Source organism: Solwaraspora sp. WMMA2065, from assembly GCF_030345075.1.
GTDB lineage: Bacteria > Actinomycetota > Actinomycetes > Mycobacteriales > Micromonosporaceae > Micromonospora_E.
The window spans coordinates 5,251,638-5,275,503 of sequence record NZ_CP128361.1; the positions used below are offsets into that span (position 1 = coordinate 5,251,638).

17 protein-coding genes are annotated in these 23,866 nt (G+C 70.5%); 12 read left to right on the plus strand and 5 right to left on the minus strand.

Annotated features, from left to right (window positions below; all coding sequences use genetic code 11):
* The first annotated feature begins 19 nt into the window (after positions 1-19).
* The 3 genes from O7610_RS23910 to O7610_RS23920 are packed head-to-tail and all read left to right on the plus strand — an operon-like array spanning position 20 to position 3,655.
* On the plus strand, positions 20-1,252 hold the full coding sequence (locus tag O7610_RS23910) for a cytochrome P450 family protein (protein WP_289211918.1): 1,233 nt from the start codon (positions 20-22) through the stop codon (positions 1,250-1,252).
* The gene (locus tag O7610_RS23915) at positions 1,249-2,418 is read left to right on the plus strand and encodes a cytochrome P450 (protein WP_289211919.1); all 1,170 of its coding nucleotides are present in this window, start codon (positions 1,249-1,251) and stop codon (positions 2,416-2,418) included. The genes O7610_RS23910 and O7610_RS23915 overlap by 4 nt, the downstream gene beginning before the upstream one ends.
* The gene (locus tag O7610_RS23920) at positions 2,408-3,655 is read left to right on the plus strand and encodes a cytochrome P450 (protein ID WP_289211920.1); all 1,248 of its coding nucleotides are present in this window, start codon (positions 2,408-2,410) and stop codon (positions 3,653-3,655) included. The genes O7610_RS23915 and O7610_RS23920 overlap by 11 nt, the downstream gene beginning before the upstream one ends.
* Before the next feature lie 28 nt (positions 3,656-3,683).
* Here the strand turns inward: O7610_RS23920 and O7610_RS23925 are convergent, their stop codons facing one another.
* The 5 genes from O7610_RS23925 to O7610_RS23945 all read right to left on the minus strand — a co-directional run bounded on the left by O7610_RS23925 (position 3,684) and on the right by O7610_RS23945 (position 9,802).
* Positions 3,684-4,391, minus strand: coding sequence for an AfsR/SARP family transcriptional regulator (locus tag O7610_RS23925; protein WP_289211921.1), 708 nt, complete (start codon positions 4,389-4,391; stop codon positions 3,684-3,686).
* Between the two features lie 734 nt (positions 4,392-5,125).
* Positions 5,126-6,379: a cytochrome P450 gene (locus O7610_RS23930; RefSeq protein WP_289211922.1), complete on the minus strand. Its 1,254-nt coding sequence runs from the start codon at positions 6,377-6,379 to the stop codon at positions 5,126-5,128.
* Positions 6,380-6,392: 13 nt separating this feature from the next.
* Positions 6,393-6,941 (minus strand): DUF5825 family protein, encoded by a 549-nt coding sequence (locus tag O7610_RS23935; RefSeq protein WP_289211923.1) that lies wholly within the window; start codon positions 6,939-6,941, stop codon positions 6,393-6,395.
* 1 nt (position 6,942) lies between these two features.
* Positions 6,943-8,829 carry a RiPP maturation radical SAM C-methyltransferase gene (locus O7610_RS23940; protein WP_289211924.1) on the minus strand — a complete coding sequence of 629 codons (1,887 nt, stop codon included), beginning with the start codon at positions 8,827-8,829 and terminating at the stop codon, positions 6,943-6,945.
* 214 nt (positions 8,830-9,043) lie between these two features.
* A complete protein-coding gene (locus O7610_RS23945) occupies positions 9,044-9,802 on the minus strand; it encodes a ferritin-like domain-containing protein (protein WP_281552680.1) in 759 nt (252 codons plus the stop codon).
* 320 nt (positions 9,803-10,122) lie between these two features.
* Here O7610_RS23945 and O7610_RS23950 point away from each other — a divergent pair, with 320 nt between their 5' ends.
* The 9 genes from O7610_RS23950 to O7610_RS23990 all read left to right on the plus strand — a co-directional run bounded on the left by O7610_RS23950 (position 10,123) and on the right by O7610_RS23990 (position 23,816).
* Positions 10,123-11,358 (plus strand): MFS transporter, encoded by a 1,236-nt coding sequence (locus tag O7610_RS23950; RefSeq protein ID WP_281552681.1) that lies wholly within the window; start codon positions 10,123-10,125, stop codon positions 11,356-11,358.
* 142 nt (positions 11,359-11,500) lie between these two features.
* A complete protein-coding gene (locus O7610_RS23955) occupies positions 11,501-12,547 on the plus strand; it encodes a thiamine pyrophosphate-dependent dehydrogenase E1 component subunit alpha (RefSeq protein WP_289211925.1) in 1,047 nt (348 codons plus the stop codon).
* Positions 12,544-13,500 carry a transketolase C-terminal domain-containing protein gene (locus O7610_RS23960; protein WP_281552683.1) on the plus strand — a complete coding sequence of 319 codons (957 nt, stop codon included), beginning with the start codon at positions 12,544-12,546 and terminating at the stop codon, positions 13,498-13,500. The genes O7610_RS23955 and O7610_RS23960 overlap by 4 nt, the downstream gene beginning before the upstream one ends.
* Positions 13,497-14,801: an aminotransferase class III-fold pyridoxal phosphate-dependent enzyme gene (locus tag O7610_RS23965; RefSeq protein WP_281552684.1), complete on the plus strand. Its 1,305-nt coding sequence runs from the start codon at positions 13,497-13,499 to the stop codon at positions 14,799-14,801. The genes O7610_RS23960 and O7610_RS23965 overlap by 4 nt, the downstream gene beginning before the upstream one ends.
* 470 nt (positions 14,802-15,271) lie before the next feature.
* The gene (locus O7610_RS23970) at positions 15,272-16,504 is read left to right on the plus strand and encodes an RCC1 domain-containing protein (protein ID WP_289211926.1); all 1,233 of its coding nucleotides are present in this window, start codon (positions 15,272-15,274) and stop codon (positions 16,502-16,504) included.
* 699 nt (positions 16,505-17,203) lie between these two features.
* Positions 17,204-18,946 carry an RICIN domain-containing protein gene (locus O7610_RS23975; RefSeq protein ID WP_281552686.1) on the plus strand — a complete coding sequence of 581 codons (1,743 nt, stop codon included), beginning with the start codon at positions 17,204-17,206 and terminating at the stop codon, positions 18,944-18,946.
* A complete protein-coding gene (locus O7610_RS23980) occupies positions 18,943-20,589 on the plus strand; it encodes a S8 family serine peptidase (protein WP_281552687.1) in 1,647 nt (548 codons plus the stop codon). The genes O7610_RS23975 and O7610_RS23980 overlap by 4 nt, the downstream gene beginning before the upstream one ends.
* Before the next feature lie 34 nt (positions 20,590-20,623).
* A complete protein-coding gene (locus O7610_RS23985; RefSeq protein ID WP_281552688.1) occupies positions 20,624-23,224 on the plus strand; it encodes a right-handed parallel beta-helix repeat-containing protein in 2,601 nt (866 codons plus the stop codon).
* A 31-nt stretch (positions 23,225-23,255) separates the two neighbouring features.
* On the plus strand, positions 23,256-23,816 hold the full coding sequence (locus O7610_RS23990; protein WP_281552689.1) for a sigma-70 family RNA polymerase sigma factor: 561 nt from the start codon (positions 23,256-23,258) through the stop codon (positions 23,814-23,816).
* Positions 23,817-23,866 lie beyond the last annotated feature (50 nt).

Genomic DNA, 23,866 nt, shown 5'->3' on the forward strand with positions numbered 1-23,866 from the left:
CCGGAGGACGATCATGGACGTGACCGCCACCCCCTACCCGTTCGCGCGCACCAGGCCCTTCGTGGAGCCACCACAGTGGGCCTGGATCCGCGAACACGCCCCGGTGACCCGGGTGAAGTTGGCCAGCGGCGACCCGGCCTGGGTGGTCACCCGGTACGAGGATGTCCGGACCGCCCTGGTCGATCCCCGCTTCAGCCGTTCGATCAACCGGGCGGACGCCGCCCGGGTCGACACGGGATACCAGGCCGACCGGTCGAGCCCCGCGTTCACCTTCGGGTCCTCGATCTCCGAACCGCCGGGACACACCCGATGGCGACGGATCGTGGCGAAGGCGTTCACCCAGCGGCAGGCGGATGCGATGCGGCCGCGCATCGCCGAACATGTCGAAGAGATTCTGGATGGGATCGCCGCACGGGGTGACCAGTTCGACCTGATGGCGGACTTCGCCTACGAGCTGCCCATCCGGGTGATGGGCGACCTGCTCGGCGTCGAGGTCGAGAACCGGCCCGAGTTCGTGGAGCTCGCGACCAAGCTCACCCGGCGGGACATGCGGTCGTCGTTCGCCGAGTACGGCGAGGCGATCAGCGGCATCGGCCGGTATGCTGCCCGGCTCATCTCGCGCAAGCGTCGCGATCTCGGCGAGGACCTGCTGAGTCGGCTCATCACGCTTCGGGACGAGGACGAGTCACAGCTGTCCACCGAGGAGCTGATCTCCACGGTGATCCTGCTTCTCATGGCCGGATACGAGAGCACCGCCGTGCAGTTGGGCAACGCGTTCTTCGCACTGTTCCTCAACCCCACCCAGCTGGCCCTGCTCCGGGAACGGCCCGACCTGATTGGCACCGGGGTGGAGGAACTGCTGCGGTGGGCACAGATGGGCACCGGGTTCGCGGTGGCGAAGTACGCCACCGCCGACATCGAGGTGGGTGGAACCACGATCCCGGCCGGCGCAACCGTCTTCGTCTCGCTCGGGTCGGGCAACCGTGACACCTCCGTCTTCGGCGTGAACGCCGACGTGCTGGACCTCGCCAGGCCGTCGGCGACCAACCAGCTCGCCTTCAGCCACGGGCCGCACTTCTGCCTCGGCGCAGCCCTCGCCCGGTGCGAGATGCAGGAGTGCATATCCCGGGTGCTGGCGCGGTTTCCGCACCTCCGCCCCGCCGGCGAACTCTCCGACGTGGTGTTGGCGAGCAACCTGTTCACCTACTACCCGGGGGAACTGCGGCTGACGATTTCCGGGGACGAACGATGAGCGCTACGCCGTTGGCCGCCGGCACGCTCCCGGCCGGTCTGCTCTGGGACGCGGACCGGGGACGGCTGAAGGTCCGTGACCCTCGGCTGGCCGAGATCGTGCTCCGGGATCAGCACATCATCACGGGCGTCGACCACGGCAAGTCGGGCCGGGTGGGTGAGCTTCCCCCGCCCGGAGTCGCGCCGACGATCACGCAGTTCTTCGAGATGTGGTACACGGTCGGCGAGCACTATGCCGTGTTCAACAGTGAGTTGCGCAAGGTGTTCATTCCCCGTGCGGTGCAGGCGTTCGGTGCGGCGTTCCGGGCCGAGGCGGACCGTCTGGTGGCCGGCATGCCGGCCCGGGGCGACCTGGCTCGTGACTATCTGTCGCCGTACCTGACGCACAGCACCTTCCTGATGCTCGGCGTACCGGGGCAGGAATGGGGTCGCCTGGCCAAGGTCTCCCGGCTGGTGATCCACCTGTTCAAACAGCAACTGCTGGGCGTCACCGAGTACGGCGAGCGGGAGCAGACCGCCTTTGCCACCACCATGCTCTATCTCAAGCGGCTGACCGACGAGCTACTCGCCGGACCCGGCACCCAGCCGTTCCTGACGGCGGCCCGCCAGCTCGCCACGGTCGACTCCAGCAACTGGCCCATCGCCGCCCTGATCGGGCAGCTCCTCATGGCCGGGATCGAGCCGATGATCGTTGGGTCGAGTATCGCGTGCCGCGAGATCTGGTCGTCTCCTCACCTGCGGGAGTCGATCCAGCGCGAGCTGGTGGACACCGGCGAGATCGCCGAGGAGATGCTGCGACAGAATCCTCCGTTCGGCAACATCTTCCGGTTCGTCAGCCAGCCGTGTGACTGCCTGGGTGTCCAACTGCCGCCCGGCACGATCGTCGCGGTGGACACGGCTGCGGTCAACCTCAGCCACCACCCTGCGGCCGATCCGGCCCGGGGCTGCCCGGTCCGGCCCAGTGAGCTGCTCACCTTCGGTAAGGGCACGCACTACTGCCTGGGCGCGCACAGCGCACGGCTGCAGATCGCCACCGGGCTGCGCCAGTTGGTCCACGGGGCTCCCGGCCTGGAAGTGGACGTCGCTGCGGTTCGCATCGACACGAGCAACAACCTCAAGGAGGTACGGACGATCCCCTACCGGATCGGGAGCGACGATGTCGGCTGAACCGGACCGGTGCCCGGCGGACACCACCTATCCGGTCGCCGCACCCGGCGATCCCACCGACGGTGCCCCGACCCTGCCTGCCGGGCTGACCCGGCGCGTCGACACGAAGCAGTGGCTGGTCCGAAGCCACGACCTCGCCGACGTCGTGCTGCGGGACCCGCATATCGGCATGGAGCTGGCACCGGACCGGGATTCGGTACCGCTACCCACACCCGGCGAGATTCCGTCCGTGGCCCAGTTCTTCGAGCTGTGGTACCGGCGGGGAGCGAACCATCCGGCCTTCGGCCGGCGCCTGCGTCGCGCGTACGCCCCCGCCGCGGTCGCCGACTTCGCCCCAACCTTCGTGGACCTGGCCATGGCCCGGGCCGGGGCGCTGCCGCCCGCAGGCGACCTGGTCGCAGACTTCGTCGAACCGTTCTGCCTGGACAGCACGTTCCAGCTGATGGGTTTCCCTCCTGCCCGGTGGCCGATGCTGGCCAAGGTCTACCGGATCATCATGCTGGTGATCCAGGCCCGCTCGCGCGGAGTCCTGGACCTGCCGGCCCGGCAGGCGGCGGCGTTCAGCACCGCGTTGCGCTACCTGCGGGCGGCAATGGACGAGCTGACCGCCGGCACGGCGGTGACGCCGGTGGTGGCGGCTTTCCAGGCACACGCCGAGGCGGAGGGACCGGACCCGTGGGCCGACGTGGCGGCGGTGGCGCAGCTGCTGGCAGCCGGCGTGCCCCAGGTGACGACGGGTACCGCCGTGGCCTGCCGTTGCGTGTACGGGGACGCTTCGCTGCTGGCCGCGTTGCGAGAGGGCACCGTCGACGCTGCGGACGTGGCCGAGGAGGCGATGCGGCTGTCGCCGCCCTTCCTCGGTGTCTTCGGCTGGGTGCTGGCGAACTGCGACTGTCTCGGCGTCCGGCTGCGCCCCGGTGAGGCGGTGGTCGTCGACCTGGTGGCCGTCAACCGCGATCCGGGCCGAATGACCGATCCCCTCGCTTTCTGCCCGGGCCGCAGCCGCAACCTCAACGTCACCTTCGGCAAGGGTGCCCACTACTGTCTCGGTGCCGCCAGTGCCCGGTTGCAGGTGGTGGCTGGACTGGTGGGGTTGGTGGGCAACTCACGCGTCCACCCGGACGTGTCGGGTTTCCGGCTGACCGACGACGGGTTCGCCCAGACGGCGCGGGCGTTCCCGTACCGCGTCGCGGACCGGGTGCCGGGCGGCGGGGACGATCGTGGTGGTCGGGCCTGATGCCTGAGTCAGGGCGTGCGGACGTGGCCTAGCCCGGGCCGCCGACCGACCATGGCGCGGTCGCGACGTCGGTCGGGATCCGCTGCTGTGGAACGGGCCGCTGTGGCGTGCCCTGCGGGCCCTGGATCCCCAGCGTGCCGGGTGTCCCCAACGTGCCCTGCCAGGGCTCGATCAGGTTCGTCGTCGCCTGGTCGGCGCTCAGCATCGAGCGGTGCAGGCGCCGCAGGGCCGGCGAGGGCTCCAGCCCGCGCTTGTCGACGAGGTTGGTGCGGAGTCGCTGGTAGGCCTCCAGGGCCTCGCACCGGCGGCCTGACCGGTAGAGGGCGAGCATGAGGTGCGCTACCAGCCCTTCATGGGTTGGATGTTGCGAGGTGACCACGGACAGTTCGCCGATGAGTTCGTGGTGTCGCCCGAGACGTACGTCGGCCTCGATTCGACAGGAGAGGGCGTTGAGCCGGCCCTCGCTCAGGTTCTGCGCGTACAGCCGTAGCCGTCGGCCGGCCTGAACGTCCGCGAGGGCCGGTCCCCGCCACCAGCTGAGTGCCTCGGCGAAGGCCCGAGCGGCGGCTGCGTGCTCCTGCCGCTCCCGCGCCCGGTAACCGATGTTGGCCAGCCGCTCGAAGTGGCCGGCGTCCACCGAGTCGCGGCGTACGCGGAGCAGGTAGCCGGCCGGGGTCGTTACGAGAACCTGCTTGGCGTCGTCGGTCTCTCCTGCGACCGCGGTAGCGTTCTGCATCAGTTTGCGAAGGCCCAGAATGTACGTTTGAATGGTGGTACGGGCATGTCTGGGCGGCGAATCGGGCCAAAGCTCGGAGATCAGAACATCCACCGGGACCACATCATTGGCATGTACCGCCAACACGGCAAGAACTGTTCGTGGTTTGATGGCTGTGGGAACGACGGGCTGGCCGTGGTGAGTCGCAGCGAGTGGGCCAAGGATTGCAATACGCACGTTCACTCCCCAGGTGCAACGAATGCGAACCGGTTCTCAAGCTGCGAGAATTCGTGTCGACGGTATGACTCGGGCCGGAAGGCGCAAAGCGCGCACTCTCTGGGCGAAAGGTGACCTTTCGCTGGGCAGCCAAAATTCCGCGACCAATGCGGTGCCTCATTCAAGGCAAGTGGTGTCAAGTTCCCTGTCCTCGCTTGGCTCTGCGCCTCCAAGCCGGCGGGCTCGAGGTGAGCGTTCACCCGTGTCTCCATATCGGTCGACACAAGATCGGCTTCGATGCGATTCGACGAGCACGAGACAGTCGTTCATCAATGCGCCAAGCTGAACACTCCCGTCGGCATTCTCCAGGCGCCGCCCGTCGGCAACGTTCTTCGACCATAGCACCCGGTCAGCAGGTAAGTAACCCTCTGCGGTGTCCTGACGACGCTTCGATGCAAGCTTTGCGTAGATTTGTAAGATTGCCGACAATCTATTGAGTCGAGGTTATCCGTACCGGTCCCCGGCGGCCACGCGGCTTGTCACCGGGGTGAGCTCGTCGGCCAGTCGACCGGCAGCGCGATCGGGCCGCGCACGATGGTGCCGGCGCGCCACCGTACCCCGTCCGGGTCGGCCAGCCGCAGACCCGGCGCCGCCGCGACCAGCGCGCCGACCACCTCCTGGATCTCCATCGTCGCCAGCCAGGCCCCGAGGCAGCGGTGCGGACCGTAGCCGAAGGTGACATGCCGGGCCGTCGGGCGCCGGTCCGGGTCGAAGGTGTCCGCGTCCGGGAACACCTCGTCGTCACGGTTGGCGGAGATGGTCGAGGCGAACACCGCCTCCCCGGCCCGGACCGTCACCCCACCCAGCTCGACGTCCTCGGTCGCCACCCGGGGCAGCCCGCTGCCGCCGTTGAGCGGCACGAACCGGAGCAGCTCGTCGACCACCGCCGGCACCCGGTCCGGCTCCCGGCCCAGAAACTCCCAGAGGTGCCGGTGGCGCAGCAGCAGGTACGCCGAACTGGCCAGCTGGCTGGCCGTGGTCTCGAACCCGGCGGCGAGCAGGGTCACGCCGAACGACACCAGCTCCTGCTTGGTCATCCGGTCGCCGTCGTCGGTGGCCCGGACCAGCATGCTCAGCAGGTCGTCGGTGGCGGACTCGCGGCGGTGCGCGATCAGCTCCCGCAGGTAGTCCTCCAGCGCGGCGGCGACCGACCGGAACTCGTCGGCCGGCATCGGCCCGGGCATCAACAGCGCGTGCGTCCAGGCGCGGAACCGATCACGGTCGGCCAGCGGTACACCGAGGACGTGGCACAGCACGGTCAGCGGCACCGGCAGGGCGACCGTCGCGTACAAGTCGCCCGGCACCGGGCCGGCCAGCAACGCGTCGATCCGTTCGTCGGCGACCTGCCGGACGTACGGGCGCAGTCGCTCGATGCGCCACTGGGCGAACGCGCTGGCGGCGATGCGTCTGAGTCGGCCGTGCTCCGGCCGGTCCAGGTCGAGGATGGTGGTGGCCACCGGCGGCGACTCGGTCTGCCGGGGCACGTCCGGAGTGCAGGCGGCGGCCCGGCTGAACCTGGGGTCGGCGAGCACCGTCGTCACGTCGGCGTAGCGGGTGGCGAGCCAGGCGTCACCACCGTACGGCAGCCGGATCCGGGACACCGGGCACTCGGCGCGCAGCCGGGCCAACCTCGGGTCCAGCCCCAGCTCGTCGTACTCGCGGAACGGGTACAGCGGCGGGTCGTGCGGCTGCGGCTCGTACGGCGGCGGCTCGTGCGGCGCGGACGCGGTCATGGCCGGGGCTGCCTCAGACCGCCACATGCGGCACCGGCCAGTGCCGCATCCGGTAGGGCAGGATCAGCACCGCGTCGCCGGCGGCGCAGGCCAGCCCGGCTTCGACGGCGGCGGCCGCCGCGTCGACGTCGCCCGGCGCCGGCACGCCGGACGGGTCTTCGGCCAGCCGCAGAAACGCGTCGGCACCGTCGGTGATCACCATCCGGCTGGCCTCGACCCCGGGTCGGACGTCCTTGACCGTCACCATTCCCGGCCCGCGACGGTAGTAGCAGCTGCCGTACCGGTAGGCCAGGCCCCATTCGCCGGCATAGGCCCGGCTGGCCCGGTCGGTGCCGGCCGACGGCGCGACCAGGTGCACGTGGGTGTCCAGCGGGAACGACGGCCGCCCGCGTAAGGTCCAGCGCAGCCGTACCGCGTGGCTGGTCACCGCGCGCAGGAACCGCAACTGGGCCAGGTCCTGCTCGGGGGAGTCGCCGAAGTCCAGCGGCTCCGGCAGAGTCACCGTCCGCAGCGACCAGGCGGCCAGACCGGTACGGTCGGTGAGCAGCATCGCCGTACCCATCTCAAGCCACCTTGACCGGTTCGACGGTGGTCGCCAGGCTGATCCAGCGGCCGTTCTCCTCGAAGACCAACCCGGCGTCGTCGAGTTCGGCCAGCCACCGCGCCAGCCGGTCGGTCTCCACCGGCAGTCCGGCGGCGGCGAGCCGTGCGGCCAGGGCCGTGACGGTACGGCCGTGCTCCAGCTCGGCGTACGCACGGCGCAGCCGGGGATCGGCGATACGGTGTTCACGCTCCGGCCAGCCGACCCGTCGGTCGGCGATCACGATCTCGTCCGCGTTTAGGTCGGTGAGCAGCTGCAGCGCGCTGGCCGGATAGCCGTCGGTCCAGCGTTTGAGCAGCTCGTTCAGCGGCTCGGCGTCCTGCTCGGACAGGCCGGCCGGCTCGGTGTCGAACAGGTAGACCAGGTCGGCCAGCTCGTTCTCGGGCAGGTCGTAGACATGCTGATAGAGCCGGGCGGCCCGGCGGGTCGGGAAGCCGAGCACCGGGTTCTCGAAGTACGGGCTGAACCGTTCGAGCAGGATCCGCGACGAGCCGGCCGGTGGCTGCAGGTGCACCAGCCGGGGAAGCTGACGCAGCACCGGGTCGTAGTCGACCCGGCGTTCGCCGGGGAACCCGTACAGCCAGTTCCACGACACGGTGAGCCCGGCGGACTCGCAGTCGCGCAGCGTCCGTACGTTGTGGACGCCAGAGACGCCCTTGTCCATCAGCTTGAGCACTGGGCTGACCAGCGATTCGATGCCGGGCTGTACGTGGGCCACGCCGGCGGCGCGCAGCGCGTCGATCTCGGTCGGCCGCAGGTTGGACTTGACCTCGTAGTGCAGCCGCAGGTCCCAGCCGAGCGCGGTGACGCGGGGCAGGAAGTCTGCGTAGTAGTGGTTGTCGATGATGTTGTCGACCATGATCACGTCGAGGGTCTGGTGCCGGCCGACCAGCTCGGTCATCTCGGCGATCATGCGTTCGGCGGGCTTGGCCCGGAACGTCATCGCGGTGCCGTTGAGCCCGCAGAAGGTGCAGTGGTGCTTCTCGCCCCACCAGCAGCCCCGGGCGCCCTCCAGGACCAGCTTGGGTTCGATGTACTCGCCGACCGGCGAGGCGGCGAGTTGGCCGAACCAGTCGTCGAAGTCCGGGGTGGGGATGCGTGCCGGCGGCAGCAGCGCGCCCTGCGGGTTGTGCCGCGCGGTGCCGTCGGCCCGGCGCCAGGACAGCCCGGGTATCCGCGCGAGCCGGGCGTCACGCTCGTCGCCAGCGCCGAGGTTGCCGCCAGCGTCGAGGTCGCGAGCGTCGAGGGCGTCCAGCAGCATCGGGAACGCGACCTCGCCCTCGCCGCGTACCACGAAGTCGACGAACGGGAAGTTGCGGTGCAGGGCGATCCCCATCGCGCCGTCGCAGTTGCCGCCCCCGAACGCGATCCGTACGCCCGGGTCGAGCTGGCGGATCCGTCGGGCGACCGCGAGGCTCGGCACGTTCTGCATGAACGTGGTGGTGAAGCCGACCAGCGACGGACGGGTGGCGAGGATCTCGGCGGCGGCCAGCTCGACGAAGTCGGCGGCGTACTGGCGCATCGCGGTCGGGCCGGCGATGCCGGTGCCGTACTCGGCCGCGTAGCGGCGCAGCGTCTCCACGCCGAACTCGGGGTCGTCGTGCAGCACCCCGGCGAAGACCCAGTCGCCGAGGCCGTCGAAGAGGCCCACCTCGGCGACCTCGGTGTAGTCAGCTGGGCTCAGCTCGCCATCGCTGCGTTCCATCAGGAACTCGGCCCAGCGCAGGCTGCCGTGGTAGGCGGTCGGGGCGGGCCGCCCGGTGGCGACGGTCACCGCCTTGAGCAACCCGATCGGCAGTGATGGTGATTCGATGGCCTGCCAGGGCATGGCGACCAGACATACGGACATCGGCCGGGCCTTTCAGCTGGTGAGCGCGTCATACCGAGGTGCGCCGGATGGGGCGGGACCGCCCCATCCGGCCGATCACGTCTTCGGCCCTCCACGCGGACTTACCCGCGCCTCGCCGGCCGCGATCACTTCTCGGCCTTCCGAGTCGGGACCAGGTACTTGCAGGTGCCGTGGGCCGGCGTCTTGATGGTGACCTTCTTGATGGTCAAGATGTTCACCTCCCTCCGTCCATGTCGACTCCACCGGCACTCAGGCGGGCCCGGTGCCGGCGGAGAAACCAGTGCCGCAGCCGGTCGGGCTCACGGCCGGTCAGTTCGGCGAGGGACACCGAAATCTTGTCTAGGTAGGTCAGTCGCATGCCGATCTCATGCCACTGCGGCCCGTACTCGCGCCACAGCTCGCGCCCCTCGTCCGTGGCGGACTCGCGGGCCAGGTAGTTCAGCCCGATCGCGACGTGCTGGATCTCGTCGCGGCGTACGTGGTGGTAGAGCTGGCCGAGCGGGTCGCCGGCGAACACCTCGCGAAGTAGGATGAACTCGTCGGCGGCGAAGCCCTCCAACATGGTGTGCACCAGCGCCCGGCCCATGTACGGCAGCTGGGTCAGCGCCGTGTCCAGCGGTTGCATCAGCTCGGGCGACTCCGGCTCCGGCTCACCGCCGCCGACCAGGCTCGCGTACTGGTAGAACGCGTCCGCGTGCCGGGCCTCGTCGGCGGTGGCCAGGGCGAGACTGAACCGCAGCGGCGCGTCCTCGGTCTGCGCGGCCAGCGTCGCGGCGGCGACCAGCCCGGCCTGCTCGGCGTAGTAGCCGCGGGAGGACATCCGCCAGGCCAGCTCGGCCCGCTCCCAGCTGGGGTCCGCCGGCCCGTCAGCGATGATGTCCGCGGCGCGCCACGGCGTCTTGTCGCGGGTCACGCCGAAGACACGGTACGCCAACTCGTTGCGATCAAGATCATTGGCATCGATGAGTGCCACTGGCAACTCCCCAACAGGCTTGCCGCCCAGCGTCGGCCACGGGATTCCGGCAAGCGGGAGATTCTCGGTTCACTGATTTGGTTCAGTCGATCCGTGTCAGTCGATTGATTGCGTCGGTGAGGATGTGCGCCGGCGGTGGTGCACGATGTGATGAGCATAAATGACCTCGCGTCGGTACGGCAAGCATTATCGTCCGGGGTGGTGGTCGGTTCGCGACCGGTGGAACGGGCAAACGGTATTTACCTTGGTCACCGTAGCTTTCGATGGTGACCGCAGCTGTGGGAAGGTGACTCGACCGACCGAGCCGAGGAGTGGTGCCCATGCCCGGCCGTCTCGCCACGTCGATCGCGGTGGACCGACCGCTGCGCCCGGCCGTCGCCGCCCAGGCCGCCAGCGTCGTCGGCACCCACGTCGCCGCGCTGGCCCTGCCGACCGTCGCGGTGGTGGCGCTGCACGCCTCGCCGGTGGCGGCGGCCACCCTGTTCGCCCTCGAGTACGGCGCCCAGGCGCTCGCCGCACCGCTGCTCGGGGTGGTCGTCGACCGGGTCGTCGACCGGCGTCGGCTGCTCATGGCTGCCAGCGCCGGCACCGCCGCCGTGGTGCTGGCCGTACCGGTAGCCGCGCTGGCCGGAGTGCTCTCCCTGCCGCTGCTGTACGCCGTGGCCGGCCTGTCCGGCGTCCTCGGTGGGCTGGTCACCATCGGCCTGCAGGCCACCGTGCCGCAACTGGTCGAACCGGACCGGCTGGTGCCGGCGAACGCCGCGCTGGCCGGTGCCCAGTCGGCCGGCCAGATCGCCGGGCCGGCGCTGGCCGGCTGGCTGGTGCAGACCCTCGGCGGGGCGCTGGCGATGTCGGCGAACGCTGCGGCGCAGGCGCTGGCCGCCGTCGGCTTCGCCGCGCTGCGGCCCCGGCCGGGCGGGCCGCCGCCGGCACCGGAACATCCACTACGGGCATTGCGCGACGGGGTGGCCGCGCTGCGTGGTCGTCCGGAGCTGGTCCGGATCGCGGTCACCGCCGCCGCATTGAACCTAGGCGGTTCCGCGATCGGTGGCCTCTACGTGCTGTACGCCTACCGGGTCCTCGACCTGTCGCCCTGGGTGCTCGGGTTGACCTTCGCGGTGAACAGCGTCGCCGCCGTCGCTGGTGTGACCACCGCACGACGGGTGATCGCCCGGCTCGGCCATCCCCGGGTGGTCCCGGTGTTCGCCCCGCTCGCCGGGGCCGCCCTGATGTTGATCCCGCTGGCCGCCGTCACGCCGTCGGTGCTGACCCTGATCGTCTACGAGACGATCTTCGGGTACTGCGCCACGGTCTGGCTGATCGCCTCGGTGTCGCTGCAGCAGTCGGTGGTCCCCGGCCCGCTGCTGGGTCGGGTGCTTGCGTTGAGCCGGGCGCTCGCGGTGCTGGCGGTACCGATCGGTTCCCTGCTCGCCGGCGTCGCGGCACAACTCTGGGGGGTGCTGCCCACCCTGATCTGCTTCGCCGCCGTGGCCTTTCTCGGCACCGTCGCCGTCGTTTCCCGGCGGGTGGCCGCCCACAACCTGACCACATCCTGACCGGACTCCGACCAATTCCAGTATTGCGACCGGCGTCGATCGGGTACCTATAATTGGCGGCATTCAGCAGGCGATCATGATAGCTTCCGATGCGGCCGGTGAATGAATCTCCGCCGGCGCAGGGACGGGGAACTCCCAGACGATGGACCTGTCGGACGCGTACCGCGAAATGGTTCGGATCAGGGTCTTCGAGGAGCAGGTTCTGCGGTGCGCCGCCGCCGGCCAGGTGCCCGGATCAGTCCACCCGTACACCGGGCAGGAAGCTGTCGCCGTCGGGGCGCTGGCCGCCCGACAGCCCGACGAGTGGGTGGTGAGCTTCTACCGGTGCCACGGGCATGCGCTGGCCGCTGGGGTGGCAGCCGCCGGGCTGGCCCGGGAGATCCTCGGCCGGACCGGCGGGGTCTGCGGCGGCAAGGCCGGGTCGATGCACATCGCCGACCGGTCCCGCTACCTGCTCGGTGCCAGCTCCATCGTGGCCGCGCAGCTGCCAATCGCGGCCGGAGCCGCGCTGGCCGAGAAGACCGCCGGCAGCGGCCGGGCGGTCGTCGCGTTCTGCGGTGACGGCGCGTTCGGCGCCGGCGCCACCTACGAGACGCTCACCGTCGCCGCCGTGCTCGGGTTGCCGCTGCTGCTGGTCTGCGAGGAGAACGGCTGGCAGGACCACACCCCGAGCGACCTGGTGCGGCACCGTGCACCCGGGGAGATCGCCCGCGGCCTGGGGCTGGACTGCGACGAGGTGGACGGCAACGACGTGACCGCAGTGCACCGGGCCGCGGCGGCGGCCCTGGCCCACTGCCGGACCGGCCGCCCGCAGGTCCTCGTCGCCCACACCTACCTGCGGCACTTCCACGCCCAGCTCGGACCGCAACCGCCGGGTGAGTACCGCCCGGCCGCCGAGCGGGAGCACTGGCTGGTCCGGGATCCGCTGACCCGCGTCGAGGCGACCCTCGCCAGCCCGACCGTCGCCAGCCCGGTCGCCGCCAGCCGCGAGCAGGCCGCCAGCCCGGTCGCCAGCCCGGTCGTCGCGATCCGGGAGCAGATCACCGTGGAGCTGGCCGAGGTCTTCGCCGACGCGCTGGCCGCCGACCAGCCGGACCCGGCGAGCGCGGTCACCACGGTCACCGCCGCGCCCTGGCCGCCCGGCGCAACCTGGCCGGAGGCCGTCACGGTGCGGGAGCCGGTGACATGACCCGCCGGCACCCGTCCGTCGGGGCGGTCCGCGGCGCCTTGGCCGACCAGCCAACAATGAGCATGTTCTGCACCTACCAGCAGCCCGACCTCATCGAACTGTTCGGCGCCGATCGGATGGTCCGGCTGCCGATCGCGGAGAACACCATGCTCGGCATGGCGGTCGGGATGGCACTGCTCGGCCGCCGGGTGCTGGTCAGCATCGCCCGCGCCGCCTTCCTGTTCACCGCCTTCGACCAGCTGGTCAACGAGGCCACCAAGTGGCGGTACATGTCCGACGGGCAGTTCACCGTACCGGTGGTGGTGCGCGGGCTGACCCAGGGCGGTGAGCAGCTCGGCGCCCAGCACGAGCACGCTGCGCACGGCCTGCTCAGCCAGATTCCCGGGCTGGTAGTCGCGGTCCCCGGGTCACCGAACGCCGCCGCCGGGCTGCTGCGCACCGCGCTGGTGCACCCGGATCCGGTGGTGGTGCTGGAATCGCCCCGGCTGTACGCCGCCGACTGGGCGTCGCTGCCCGAGCCGGAGCCGACCGACGCCGCGTTGCCGTTCGGCGTCGCCGGTTGCGCCCGTCCCGGCCGCGACCTCACCCTCGTCGGTATCGGCAACACCGTCGCCACCTGCCTGCGGGCCGCCGCCGTCCTCGACCGGGACGGGCTGCACGCCCAGGTGGTCGACCTGCGTACCGCCGCACCGCTGGACCTCGACGGCGTCACCGCCATGGTCCGTGCCGCTGCCGGCGGCCAGGTGATCCTGGTCGACGAGGCCCCGGCCGGCGTCAGCGTCATGTCCGCACTGGGCCTGCACCTGGTACGCACCGGCGCGGTCGCGCCGCACCGGCTCGACCTGATCGCCGGTGCCCCGGTGCCGGCACCGGTGAGCCCACCGCTGAGCGCCGCCCTGCTGCCGGACGAGGAGCACGTGGTGTCCGCCGCCCGCCGAGGAGCTGCCCGATGATCGACCGGTCCACCTACCACGCCTGGCACGGCATCACCCCGATGGGCGAGTTTCTCGCCGAGTCCGATCCGGACATGTTCCTCGTCGGCGGCGACGGCAGCTACGCCGTCGACCAGGCCGGCCGGCGCTACCTCGACGCCCGCTCGTCGATGTGGAACGTCACCCTCGGCTACTCATGCGAGCCGGTCAAGGCGGCGATGCGCCGCCAGCTCGACGAGCTGCCGTCCGGCACGGTCATGCGCTACGAACATCCGCCCCGGGTCACCGTGCGGTACGCGGCCGCCCTCGCCGCGACGCTGCCACCGACCCTGCGGCACATCCGGTTCGGCAACACCGGCAGCCAGATGACCGAGGCGGCCGGCATGCTGTCCCGTTTCCACCGGAGAATGACCGGCGAGACCGGCCGTGACCGGATCATCGCGGTGCACGGCAGCTACCACGGCACCGGGCCGTTGGCCACCGCGCTCACCGGTGAGCAGATCCTGCACGAATGGTCGGCGCCGCTGGACGACCGCGTGGTGCACGTCGCCGGCGGCGACGAACTGCTCGACGCCGTCGCCGGTGTCGTCGACCGGCTCGGCGCGTCGCAGGTGACCGCCGTCATCGTCGAGCCGGTGATGGGCAACTATCTGCACGCCGCCAGCGTCGACCAGTTGGCGGCGCTGATCGGCTACTGCCGGGCCCGGGACATCCACATCGTCGCCGACGAGGTCACCACCGGTGCCGGCCGGGTCGGGGCCATGACGGTCAGCGAGCGGCTGCCCGAACCACCCGACATGATCGTGCTCGGCAAGGGCGTCAGCGCCGGCTACTTCCCGCTCGCCGTGCTCGCGGTCGCCGACCCGATCTACGACGCGCTCGCCGAGCCGCCGTTCCGACTCGGCTTCCCGAACGGCAGCACCACCGACGGGCACCCGCTCGGTGCCGCCGCAGGCCTCGCCGTCCTGGACATCCTCACCGCCAACGGGTTTCTCGACGGCGTCCGCGACCGTGGCCGGCAGCTGTGCGACATCCTGCGTGACACGCTGGCCGACGATCCGCACGTCGGTGACGTACGCGGTGAGGGGATGTTGCTCGGCCTGGAGCTGCGCTACCGCGACGACGGTACGCCGTGGACGGTGCGCGACGTCTACCGGCTTCGGCTGGCCTGCCGGGACAACGGGCTGCTGACCAGCTACTCCGACGGGGTGATGCCGTTGCTGCCGCCGCTGACCATCAGCACCGACGAGTGCGCCGAACTCGCCGCGATCCTCGGCAAGACGATCACCGCGTACGCCGCCGAGCGCCTCGGTGCGCGCTAGCCGGCACGGCCCACCATCGCCGCCATCGCAGTTACCCGGACGGAGTGGCCAACCTGGCAGGGAACGACCATTCGGCCGATGTCCGGGGATCGTCCGGAGAACCGTAGCGCGGTACCGCCGACAAGGTCGCATTTATTCGGGGTACGACTGGCAGACGGTGCTGTCGTGCAGTCCTCCACCAGCCTGCCACTGTCCACGTAGGTAATGGTGGCGGTGGCAGGTCCGCCAGCACAACGCCGTGATCCTGGTGGTGCGGCTGACCGTACACCTTCAGGAAAGCGCGTTCATATGACGTATTCCTACAGTGCTCTCATGCGGGGCATTCCCGTCATTGGCAACGGTGTCCCATAGTCTCGGTAAGATTTGATCGGCATCGATGTATAGTTCATCGGCAGGTAGTTGCGGGTCGCTGGTGACCTGCCGGGGCAACGCCGCCTCACCGGAACCGACGATGTCTGGGAGAACAGGACATGAACGAACACCAGGAGAGTTGGCTGCGGATGCGATGGCGGCAGGCAGCCCGAACCGCTGTCGCGGTGACGGCCTCCGTCGGGATCACCGTGTTGGCCATCGGGTTCACGGCGGGCGCAGCAACAGCAGGTGTTGGCTCCGCCGACCGGAACGCGCGGGAGGTGGCGATCGCCGCCGCGCCGGTATCCCAGGTCGCCGCCGGCAATCTGCACACCTGTGTGACCCAGACCGATGGAACCCTGTGGTGCTGGGGCAACAACTTCTACGGCCAGCTCGGCGACGGGACCACCACGAACCGGACCGGTCCGGTTCAGATCGGCAGCGCCACCACGTGGGCGGGTATCGACGCCGGTAGCGGCAACACCTGCGGGGTACGCACGGATGGGACGCTCTGGTGCTGGGGCAACAACTCCAGCGGGCAGGTCGGCGACGGCTCGACCACCAGACGGACCAGTCCGGTGCAGGTAGGCACCGCCGCCACCTGGGCGAGCGTCAGCATCGGCAGCAACCACACCTGCGCCGTTCGGGCCGACGGAACGCTGTGGTGCTGGGGCCTGAACCGTCACGCTCAGCTCGGCGTCGGCTTGTCTCCCTACAAGGCGACGACCCCGCGGCAGGTGGGTACGGCGACTACCTGGGCGAGCGTCACGACCGGCTACGCCCACACCTGCGCCGTTCGGACCGACGGGACCCTGTGGTGCTGGGGCAGTAGCTCGGACGGCCAGCTCGGTCTCGGCATCCTGAGCTACCGGGCGACACCGACGCAGGTGGGCACCGCGACGACGTGGGCCGAGGTGACGGCCGGCTACGTACACACCTGCGCGGTCCGCGTCCACGGGACGCTGTGGTGCTGGGGTGAGGACGGGTACGGCCAGGTCGGCGGGGGCGTCGGCTCCCAGACCACCCCGCTGCGGATCGGCACCGCCAGCAACTGGGCAAGTGTGGACGCGAGCCTCGATTCGTCGTGCGCGACCCGTACCGATGGCAGCCTGTGGTGCTGGGGCAAGAATTCGTCCGGGCAGCTCGGTGACGGCACCACCACTCACCGGTCGACCCCGGCACAGGTAGGCACCGCGACCACCTGGACAGTCGGCTTCTCTGTCACCTACCACGCCTGCGCGGCACGCACCGACGGCAGCCTGTGGTGCTGGGGTGACAACACGTTCGGGCAGCTCGGTGACGGCACCACCACCCACCGGTCGACCCCGGCACAGGTGGCAATGCCGGGCTGAGCACCGCCGGTTCCGCGCCGAGCCGCAGTGAGGAACCGCCGTACGGGCCGCGCCGCTCAACCTGAGCAGCGCGGCCCGTACCGGCACTACGGCCTTGCTCAGATTGCCTGATCGTCAACATAGATGGATGGGCGTATCGACTGACTTCACGGTGGCGATCGCCGGCGCCGGGCTCTGCCTCGCCCAGTCGTCTGGCGAGCCATCGGCGTCTGACGACGCTGAAGCCCTCGGCCTGTGGGTCCATGGTGACGATCTCGACGTCGACGCCGGATGCGGCAGTGGGTCGACCGCGGTGGGCGGCTCGCGGACCCCCGAGTGTGGGCCCAAGCCAGCCAGTGGGCGCTATACAGGCACCGTTCAATATCGAAGTGTGACAAGGTGCTACTAGGGACATCCCTCGAAGTACATGATCTACCGAAGTGCCCTCGTAGACTGGCCAGGTACGGCGTCGACGGCAGCCGTCGGAGACAGGTCGTCCGAGCGGAGCCGGGGCGGCACCCTCACCCTCGTTGGAGGAGCAACCCGTACAGCCATCGATTTACGCAGAGTTCATCGATGGTTGGGTATGATCGCTTGTGTTCCACATTGTGTGCATCTAGCTTGCAGCAGGTCCACTCCGACTTACCGGTACCTCCGCCTCGGGCGGGCACGGCGAGTTGGCTTGAGGTAAGGCTGAGAAGGTTGGTGGCCAGAATGGGCATGTCGGCCAGGTTTCGCAACCGGGCGTTCATGGGGGTGGCCCTGGGCATGGTCGCGATGGTCACCCTGACGGCCTCGCTGGCACCTAGCCCGGCCGATGCGCGAGAACCACTACCCGGCACGCCGATCACCGACGCGGATGTCCGGCTGCTGACCGAGGCCGCAGCCTCATGTCCCACCCTGACCCCGGCTCGGCTGGCCGGTCAGGTGATGGCCGCGTCCCGGTTCTCGGCGACCCCGGTCGAGGCTGTGCAGGCCGTCGGCGGGCAGGGCACTGCCGGGCTGGTGCCGACCGTGTGGCAGAAGTGGGCACCGTGGGACGGGGCGCGGCCGGCTGATCGGCCGGCCAGCATCACCGCGCTCGCCCACCACATGTGCCAGTTGGTCGGCCAGTTGCGGGTGCTCGAACTCGACGGCGACAAGTGGCTGTTGGCACTGGCGGCGCACCGGCTCGGTGTCGAGCCCGTTGTCGAGGCCGGCGACGTGCCGGTCGGGGCCGCCGAGTACGTCGACACTGTGGAACGGTACGCCATCTGGTATGCGTCGCAGCCAGCCTTCGGCGGCAGCGGAAGGGCCGCAGCCGAGGCCACCCAACCGGCGGTCGCGCAGCGGATCACCAGGGCCGCGCCGTTGCCGGTGCCCGACGTGTACCTCGAGCTGATCCTGGCCGCGGGCGCAGTCTGCCCACAGATGCCCCCGACTCGGGTCGCCGCGCAGCTCATGGCCACCTCCGAGTTCGACCCACAGCGGCTCGGCCCGACCGGCGAGCAGGGCATCGCGCAGTTCCTACCCGAGATGTGGGTGGCCTACGTACGGCCGTCGGCGGAGGCCTCACCCTGGACCCCGGCCGCGGCGGTGCCGGCCCTCGGCGAGACCATGTGCGCGCTGCTGGAAGCGGTGCCCGGCACTGGCCCCGACGCCTATTCGCTCGCGTTGGCCGTGTTCCTACGGGGCGACCCGACGATCCGGTCGCTGGCTGACGTACCGGGTGTTGAACGGGTCGTTGCCCTGGCCGAGCAGGTGGGCCACTTCGAGACCGAGTACGGCAAAGATCCTCGGCTGGCCCCGTCGGCCGATCCCTCACCGTCGGCCGCTCCAGTGGCGAGCCCGACCACCGAGTCCGAACGATCAGCGGAGGCGAGCACCGCCCCGACGACCGCAGCGCCCCCGCGGCCTTCGCCGCCGGCGACGAAGCCGAGCACCCCGGCACAGACCGACTCTGACCAGCCGCCGGTCAGGGCCAAGGACGCCGATGGGACAAACCGATCGTACGGGCCCTACTTCATCCACAACCTCGGCACCGACAGGTGTATCGACATACCGGGTGTCGGCCCCGGTCCACGCGACGGGCCGGTCCTCCAGGACCTCTGCTACCCGCACACCCCGGACAACCAGGAGTACGCCTTCGTCCCGCGCCGGGTCGACAGCTCTGGGAACCAGCTGTACTGGATTCGTAGCGTCACCTCTCAGTACTGTCTGGACCTGCCAGGCAAGGGCTCGGTTGCGCCGACCACGCCGCTGAACGAGACCGGCTGTTACGACGACGAGAACCAGTACTGGCGGTTGCAGCCCACGGTCAAGTCCGGCGACATCCAGTACTACTGGGTCATCAACACCGCCTCGAACCTCTGCCTCGACGTTCCCGGTTACGCGACCGGAGGAATCGGCCTTCGTCTCGAGGTTTACGAGTGCTGGCCCGACGACGACCACGACTGGGCGCTGATTCGAAAGGCCAACTGGTGAACAGGCACCTGGCCAGGGTGGTCCTGACCGGGCTGGCGACGCTTGTCGCGGTGACGGCGGCGACCACGGAGATGGTCACCGAGCGTCGGCCCGCACGGGCCACGCCGGCCGATTCGCAGGAGCAACCGTACGTCCTCTACTACACGGTGATGGCGTCGTACCAGGGCAAGCCGGAATCCCTCTGGTCAGTCGCCGAGCGGTTCCTCGGCGACGCCGAGCGCGCCGGCGAAATCCTGGCACTCAACGCCGGGCGGCAGCAGCCGGACGGCGGGCGGCTGAGCGATCCCGGGCAACTGAACGAAGGCTGGCACCTCGTGCTGCCCTGGGACGCGATCGGCACCGGACTGCGACACGGTGCACTGCCGACGACAACGGCTGCGGAACCTGGCGCGACGGCATCGCCGGAACCGGCTGGTTCGCCCAAACCGGCTGATTCGCCCAGGCCGTCCGGATCGCTCAACCGCCCGGCCGGCCCGGCCAGCGCTCCGGTGCGGAGCACGGCGCCCCCCGCCGGCGAACCAACGGGTTCCGGCTCCACAGCGTCCGACCACACCGGCTGCCGGCCGGCTGCGGTAGCGGACCCACCGGCCGACTCGAACTGGGGACAGCAGTTGGTCGCGCCGCAGCGGGTGTGGCGGACCGCCACCGGTGCCGGCGTTTCGGTGGCTGTCGTCGATTCGGGTGTCGCAGCGGGTCGGCCGGAACTCGGTGACCGGCTCGGCCGAGGCGTCGACATCGTATCCGGCAGAGGTCAGGGCGACACCGACTGCGTCGGCTCGGGTACGGCGCTCGCGGGTATCGTCGCAGCCGACGACGGGAGAGCCGGCGACCTGGTCGGGGTGGCGCCCAAAGCCGTCGTCATCCCGGTGCGGCTGGTGGACCGGGGCGTCGCGGCGAGCCCACCGGCAGCCGTGACCGCCATCGAGGTCGCGGTGGCCACCGGGGCGAAGGTGATCCTGCTCGGTGTGTCCGTCGATGTCGCTGACCCTTCGGTCCGTTCCGCGATCGACGAAGCGATCGGCTGGGGCGCAGTCGTGGTGGCACCGGCCCCAGCCGCCGAACCGGCGATCACTTCCGGGGACGGCCTGCTCCGCGTTGGCGGCCTCGGCCCCGACCAGCGACCGATCGCCGACTACCCGGCCGGCTCGGTGGACCTGCTCGCGCCGGCGGCCGGCATCCGTAGCATCAGCGCGACCGGCACCGGAGCCCACGTAGGCACCGGTCCGGAGTACGCCGCCGCGTTCGTCGCCGGTGCGGCGGCGCTGGTGCGTTCGGCCCATCCCGGACTGTCCGGGGAACAGACCGGCCGGCAGCTCGTCGTGTCCGCCGACCGGCCGGCCGATGCCGGCCCGGAGAGCGTCGGGCGGCTCGATCCGTACGCGGCGGTCACCGGCCGGCTGGTCGATGAAAGGCTGCCCGCAACTGTCCTCGAGCAGGACGAACGGTCTCAACCGGTTCCCTGGTCGGTGGTGTTGGCGGTCCTCGCCGTGCTCGGGGCGCTGTTTGCCGGCGGTCGGCTCTGGGGCCGCTACCAGGCGGCGCGCAGGCGGCGTTGGCTGGCGCTGGAGCGGGCCGACGACCCGTTCGACAGCCGTGCCGAGGACGCGGATCAACTGGTGCACGCGCACGGTGGAAAGACGTGAGTACTGGCACCGACGGTGTGTGGCTGGGGTGGAGATGGTGCGACTGAAGGGCCGCCGGGCGGGTGCCGATCCGGACGTCGTCCGGGTGGCGCCCGGCGAACGGGGAGCTGCGCAGAACATCGCGGCCGGCCTGCGCGCAGCCTCGGCTGGGCAGACCGTGCTGGTGGCACCCGGCCGGTACCACGAGGATCTGTTCATCGGCACTGCGGCACGGGTCCGTGCCGAGCAGGGGCCGGGCAGCGTGTCGTTGGCGCCGCGTACCCCGGTGCGCATTACCGCTGCGGCGACGTTGACTGATTTGACGGTGGTCGGTGCCGACCCCGGTGATCCGCTGCTGCGGATCGAGGACGGCAGCGTGGAACTCGTCGGCTGCGACCTGCGTGGCGGCAGGATCGAGGTCATCGGGCACGCCCGCTCGGTGCTGCGCGAATGCCGGCTGACCGGTGCCCGGCTGGCCGGGCTGTATGCCACCGGAAACGCCGCAGTCCTACTCGAACGGTGTGTCGTCACGGACGTCGACGGCATAGGTGTGGTGGCCGGCGAATCGGCGCAGACGACTCTGCGTGACATGTGGATCGACTCCGTCACCGGGTCGGGCGTTCGGGCACGTGGCACCGCCCGGATCGAGTTGCTCCGCTGTACGGTCGTCGCGGCTGGACGCAACGGGATCCGGGCCGAAGAGTCGGCGTCGGTCACCGGGTTGGACGTCACCGTGAGTCGCAGCAGTGGAGACTCGGTGTTCACCTTCGGGTCGGCGCGGACGGAGCTGACCGGGTGTCGGCTGATTGACCCCGCCGCCGCAGGCGCAGTCGCCGCCGACCGGTCGCAACTGGTCCTGAACCGCTGCGAGGTGGACCGGGCTGGCGCGACCGGAGTGGTGTGCCGGGACGAGGCCGAGGTCAACATCTCCGCCGGATCGGTGCGCGGCTGCGCCGGCAACGGGGTCTTCGTCACCGATAGCGGTACGGTGACTCTCACCGACACCCTGCTGGGCGACTCGACGTACAGCGTGCTGCACGTCGGCGGCACCGGCCGACTGACCGCCACCGGCGCCCTGGTGGGGCCATCGGCGGAGCATGGGCTGCACGCCATCGGGGCAGGTAGCGTCGAGTTGGCCGGCGGCTGGGTGCGTGGCTGCGGGCTCGCCGGACTGAGCACCGCCGACAGCGCCGGGGTGACGGCCACGGGCACCGTGCTGGCCGGCAACCGCAACGGGGTGGTCGTCGGCTCGGACCGGCCTGTGCGACTGACCGGCTGTGTGGTTGACGCCAGCAGCCGAGCCGGCGTTCAGGTCGGCGTCGGTGCCGCCGTGGAGCTGGACGACTGCCGTATCGACCGGGCCGGCACCGCCGGGATCGTCTTCGAGCAGGACAGCGGGGGCACCGTGGAGCGGTGCGCGGTGCGTGACGCCGAAGGCTCCGGCATCGTGGTGTGGACCGGGGCCAGCCCACAGGTGACAGCCACGTCGTGTACGGCGGGTGCGAAGAACGCGTTGTTCGTCGCCGAGGGCGGCGGCGGCCGGTACGTCGACTGCGTCTTCACTGACAGCGCGTATCCGGCGATCCATATCGGGGCCGGGGCGACACCGACCATCACGCGCGCCCGGATCCGCGACACCGAACTCGACGTCGATGTGGACCCGCAGGCCCAGCCGGTCTTCGAGGAGATCCGGCTGACCGACGTGGCCAGGTCATTGTTGCCGCCGAGCGCACTGGCCGCCAGCGGTGATCCCGGCGTCCCGGCGGTGGCCGGGGCTCCGGCTGCCGGTGCCGTGCTGGCCGAGGCAGCTCCGACTGAGGCGGCCCGACCTACCGAGGCAGACCTGCCGGATCTGCTGGCCGAGCTGGACGCGTTGGTCGGCCTGGACCGGGTCAAGCAGGATGTGCAGGCACAGATCAAACTCATGCAGACGGTACGTCGACGCCGGGAGGCCGGGCTCGCCGCGCCGCCATTGAGCCGGCACCTGGTCTTCGCCGGAAACCCCGGCACCGGCAAGACCACTGTGGCCCGCCTCTACGGCCGGCTGCTCGCCGCGTTGGGCATGCTGGAGCGCGGCCACCTCGTCGAGGCCGACCGGACCACGATGGTCGGCGAGTACGTCGGGCACACCGGCCCCCGTACCCAGGCGGTCTTCCGCCGGGCACTCGGCGGAGTCCTCTTCATCGACGAGGCCTACTCGCTGGTTCCACCCGGTCACACCAACGACTTCGGGCAGGAAGCCATCGCCACGCTGGTCAAGCTCATGGAGGATTACCGCGACGACGTGGTGGTGATCGTGGCCGGCTACCCCCTCGAGATGAGCCGCTTCATCGCCTCGAACCCGGGCCTGGCCTCCCGGTTCTCCCGGACTCTGACGTTCGAGGACTACGGGTCCACCGAGCTGACCGACATCGTCGAGGCACAGTGCCGGCAGCACGAGTACCAGCTCGCCGACGACGCGCGGGCCGCCGTCCACGACCTGTTCGCTGCGATCAACCACGGCCACGGGTTCGGCAACGGCCGCGCCGCGCGCCAGATCTTTCAGCGGATGACCGAACACCAGGCGCAGCGGGTGGCCGATCTCACCGACCCGTCGACCGATGACCTGCTGAGACTCACCGCGTCCGATGTGCCGGCCGCCGGTTCGGTGGCCTGACCGGTTTCCACGGCCAGAGATGAGGTATCCGATGGAGATCATCGAGGGCGAGCGTCGGCCGACCCACGCCGACCTGGTCACCTGGTACGAGCGGGTACTGGTGCCGCAGAGCCGGCCAGCGCTGCAGCGGTACGCCCGGCGGCTGATGCCAGGCGATCCGCACCGGGCCGAGGATCTGGTCCAGGAAACGCTGCTGCGGGCCTGGCGTAATCTGGCCTCGGTGGCCAGCGCCCGGTCGCCGCAGGCCTGGCTGTCGCGGGTCGCCCACAACCTCAGCGTCGACCAGGCCCGGCGGGTGACGGCTCGCCCTGCCGAGGTCAGCGAGGACGTCACCGCCATGGCCTGGCAGCCGGCGGAGAACCTCTTCGACGCAGCTCTGGACCGGGTCGCGCTGGAGCCGGCGCTGCGTAGCCTCTCGGCCGTGCACCGCGAGGCGCTGCTCCTGGTCTACTACCAGGACCGTACGCATCGCGAGGTGGCTGGGGTGCTCGGCGTACCCCCGGGCACGGTGAAGTCACGCACCCACAACGCCACCCGCGAACTGCAACGGGCGTTGAGCCAGCATGGCGTGACCGGCCGCGCCGCTGCCTGACCTGACTCGGCGCGGACGGCACCGGCGACTGGTTCAGGCAGCCGACGCCT

What these genes read in the sequence shown, in the direction of transcription:
- O7610_RS23915 (WP_289211919.1), top strand. Translation starts at nt 1,249, where the DNA reads ATGAGCGCTACGCCGTTGGCCGCCGGCACGCTCCCGGCCGGTCTGCTC.
- O7610_RS23920 (WP_289211920.1), top strand. Translation starts at nt 2,408, where the DNA reads ATGTCGGCTGAACCGGACCGGTGCCCGGCGGACACCACCTATCCGGTC.
- O7610_RS23925 (WP_289211921.1), bottom strand. Translation starts at nt 4,391, where the DNA reads ATGCAGAACGCTACCGCGGTCGCAGGAGAGACCGACGACGCCAAGCAG.
- O7610_RS23930 (WP_289211922.1), bottom strand. Translation starts at nt 6,379, where the DNA reads ATGACCGCGTCCGCGCCGCACGAGCCGCCGCCGTACGAGCCGCAGCCG.
- O7610_RS23935 (WP_289211923.1), bottom strand. Translation starts at nt 6,941, where the DNA reads ATGGGTACGGCGATGCTGCTCACCGACCGTACCGGTCTGGCCGCCTGG.
- O7610_RS23940 (WP_289211924.1), bottom strand. Translation starts at nt 8,829, where the DNA reads ATGTCCGTATGTCTGGTCGCCATGCCCTGGCAGGCCATCGAATCACCA.
- O7610_RS23950 (WP_281552681.1), top strand. Translation starts at nt 10,123, where the DNA reads ATGCCCGGCCGTCTCGCCACGTCGATCGCGGTGGACCGACCGCTGCGC.
- O7610_RS23955 (WP_289211925.1), top strand. Translation starts at nt 11,501, where the DNA reads ATGGACCTGTCGGACGCGTACCGCGAAATGGTTCGGATCAGGGTCTTC.
- O7610_RS23960 (WP_281552683.1), top strand. Translation starts at nt 12,544, where the DNA reads ATGACCCGCCGGCACCCGTCCGTCGGGGCGGTCCGCGGCGCCTTGGCC.
- O7610_RS23965 (WP_281552684.1), top strand. Translation starts at nt 13,497, where the DNA reads ATGATCGACCGGTCCACCTACCACGCCTGGCACGGCATCACCCCGATG.
- O7610_RS23970 (WP_289211926.1), top strand. Translation starts at nt 15,272, where the DNA reads ATGAACGAACACCAGGAGAGTTGGCTGCGGATGCGATGGCGGCAGGCA.
- O7610_RS23975 (WP_281552686.1), top strand. Translation starts at nt 17,204, where the DNA reads ATGTCGGCCAGGTTTCGCAACCGGGCGTTCATGGGGGTGGCCCTGGGC.
- O7610_RS23985 (WP_281552688.1), top strand. Translation starts at nt 20,624, where the DNA reads ATGGTGCGACTGAAGGGCCGCCGGGCGGGTGCCGATCCGGACGTCGTC.
- O7610_RS23990 (WP_281552689.1), top strand. Translation starts at nt 23,256, where the DNA reads ATGGAGATCATCGAGGGCGAGCGTCGGCCGACCCACGCCGACCTGGTC.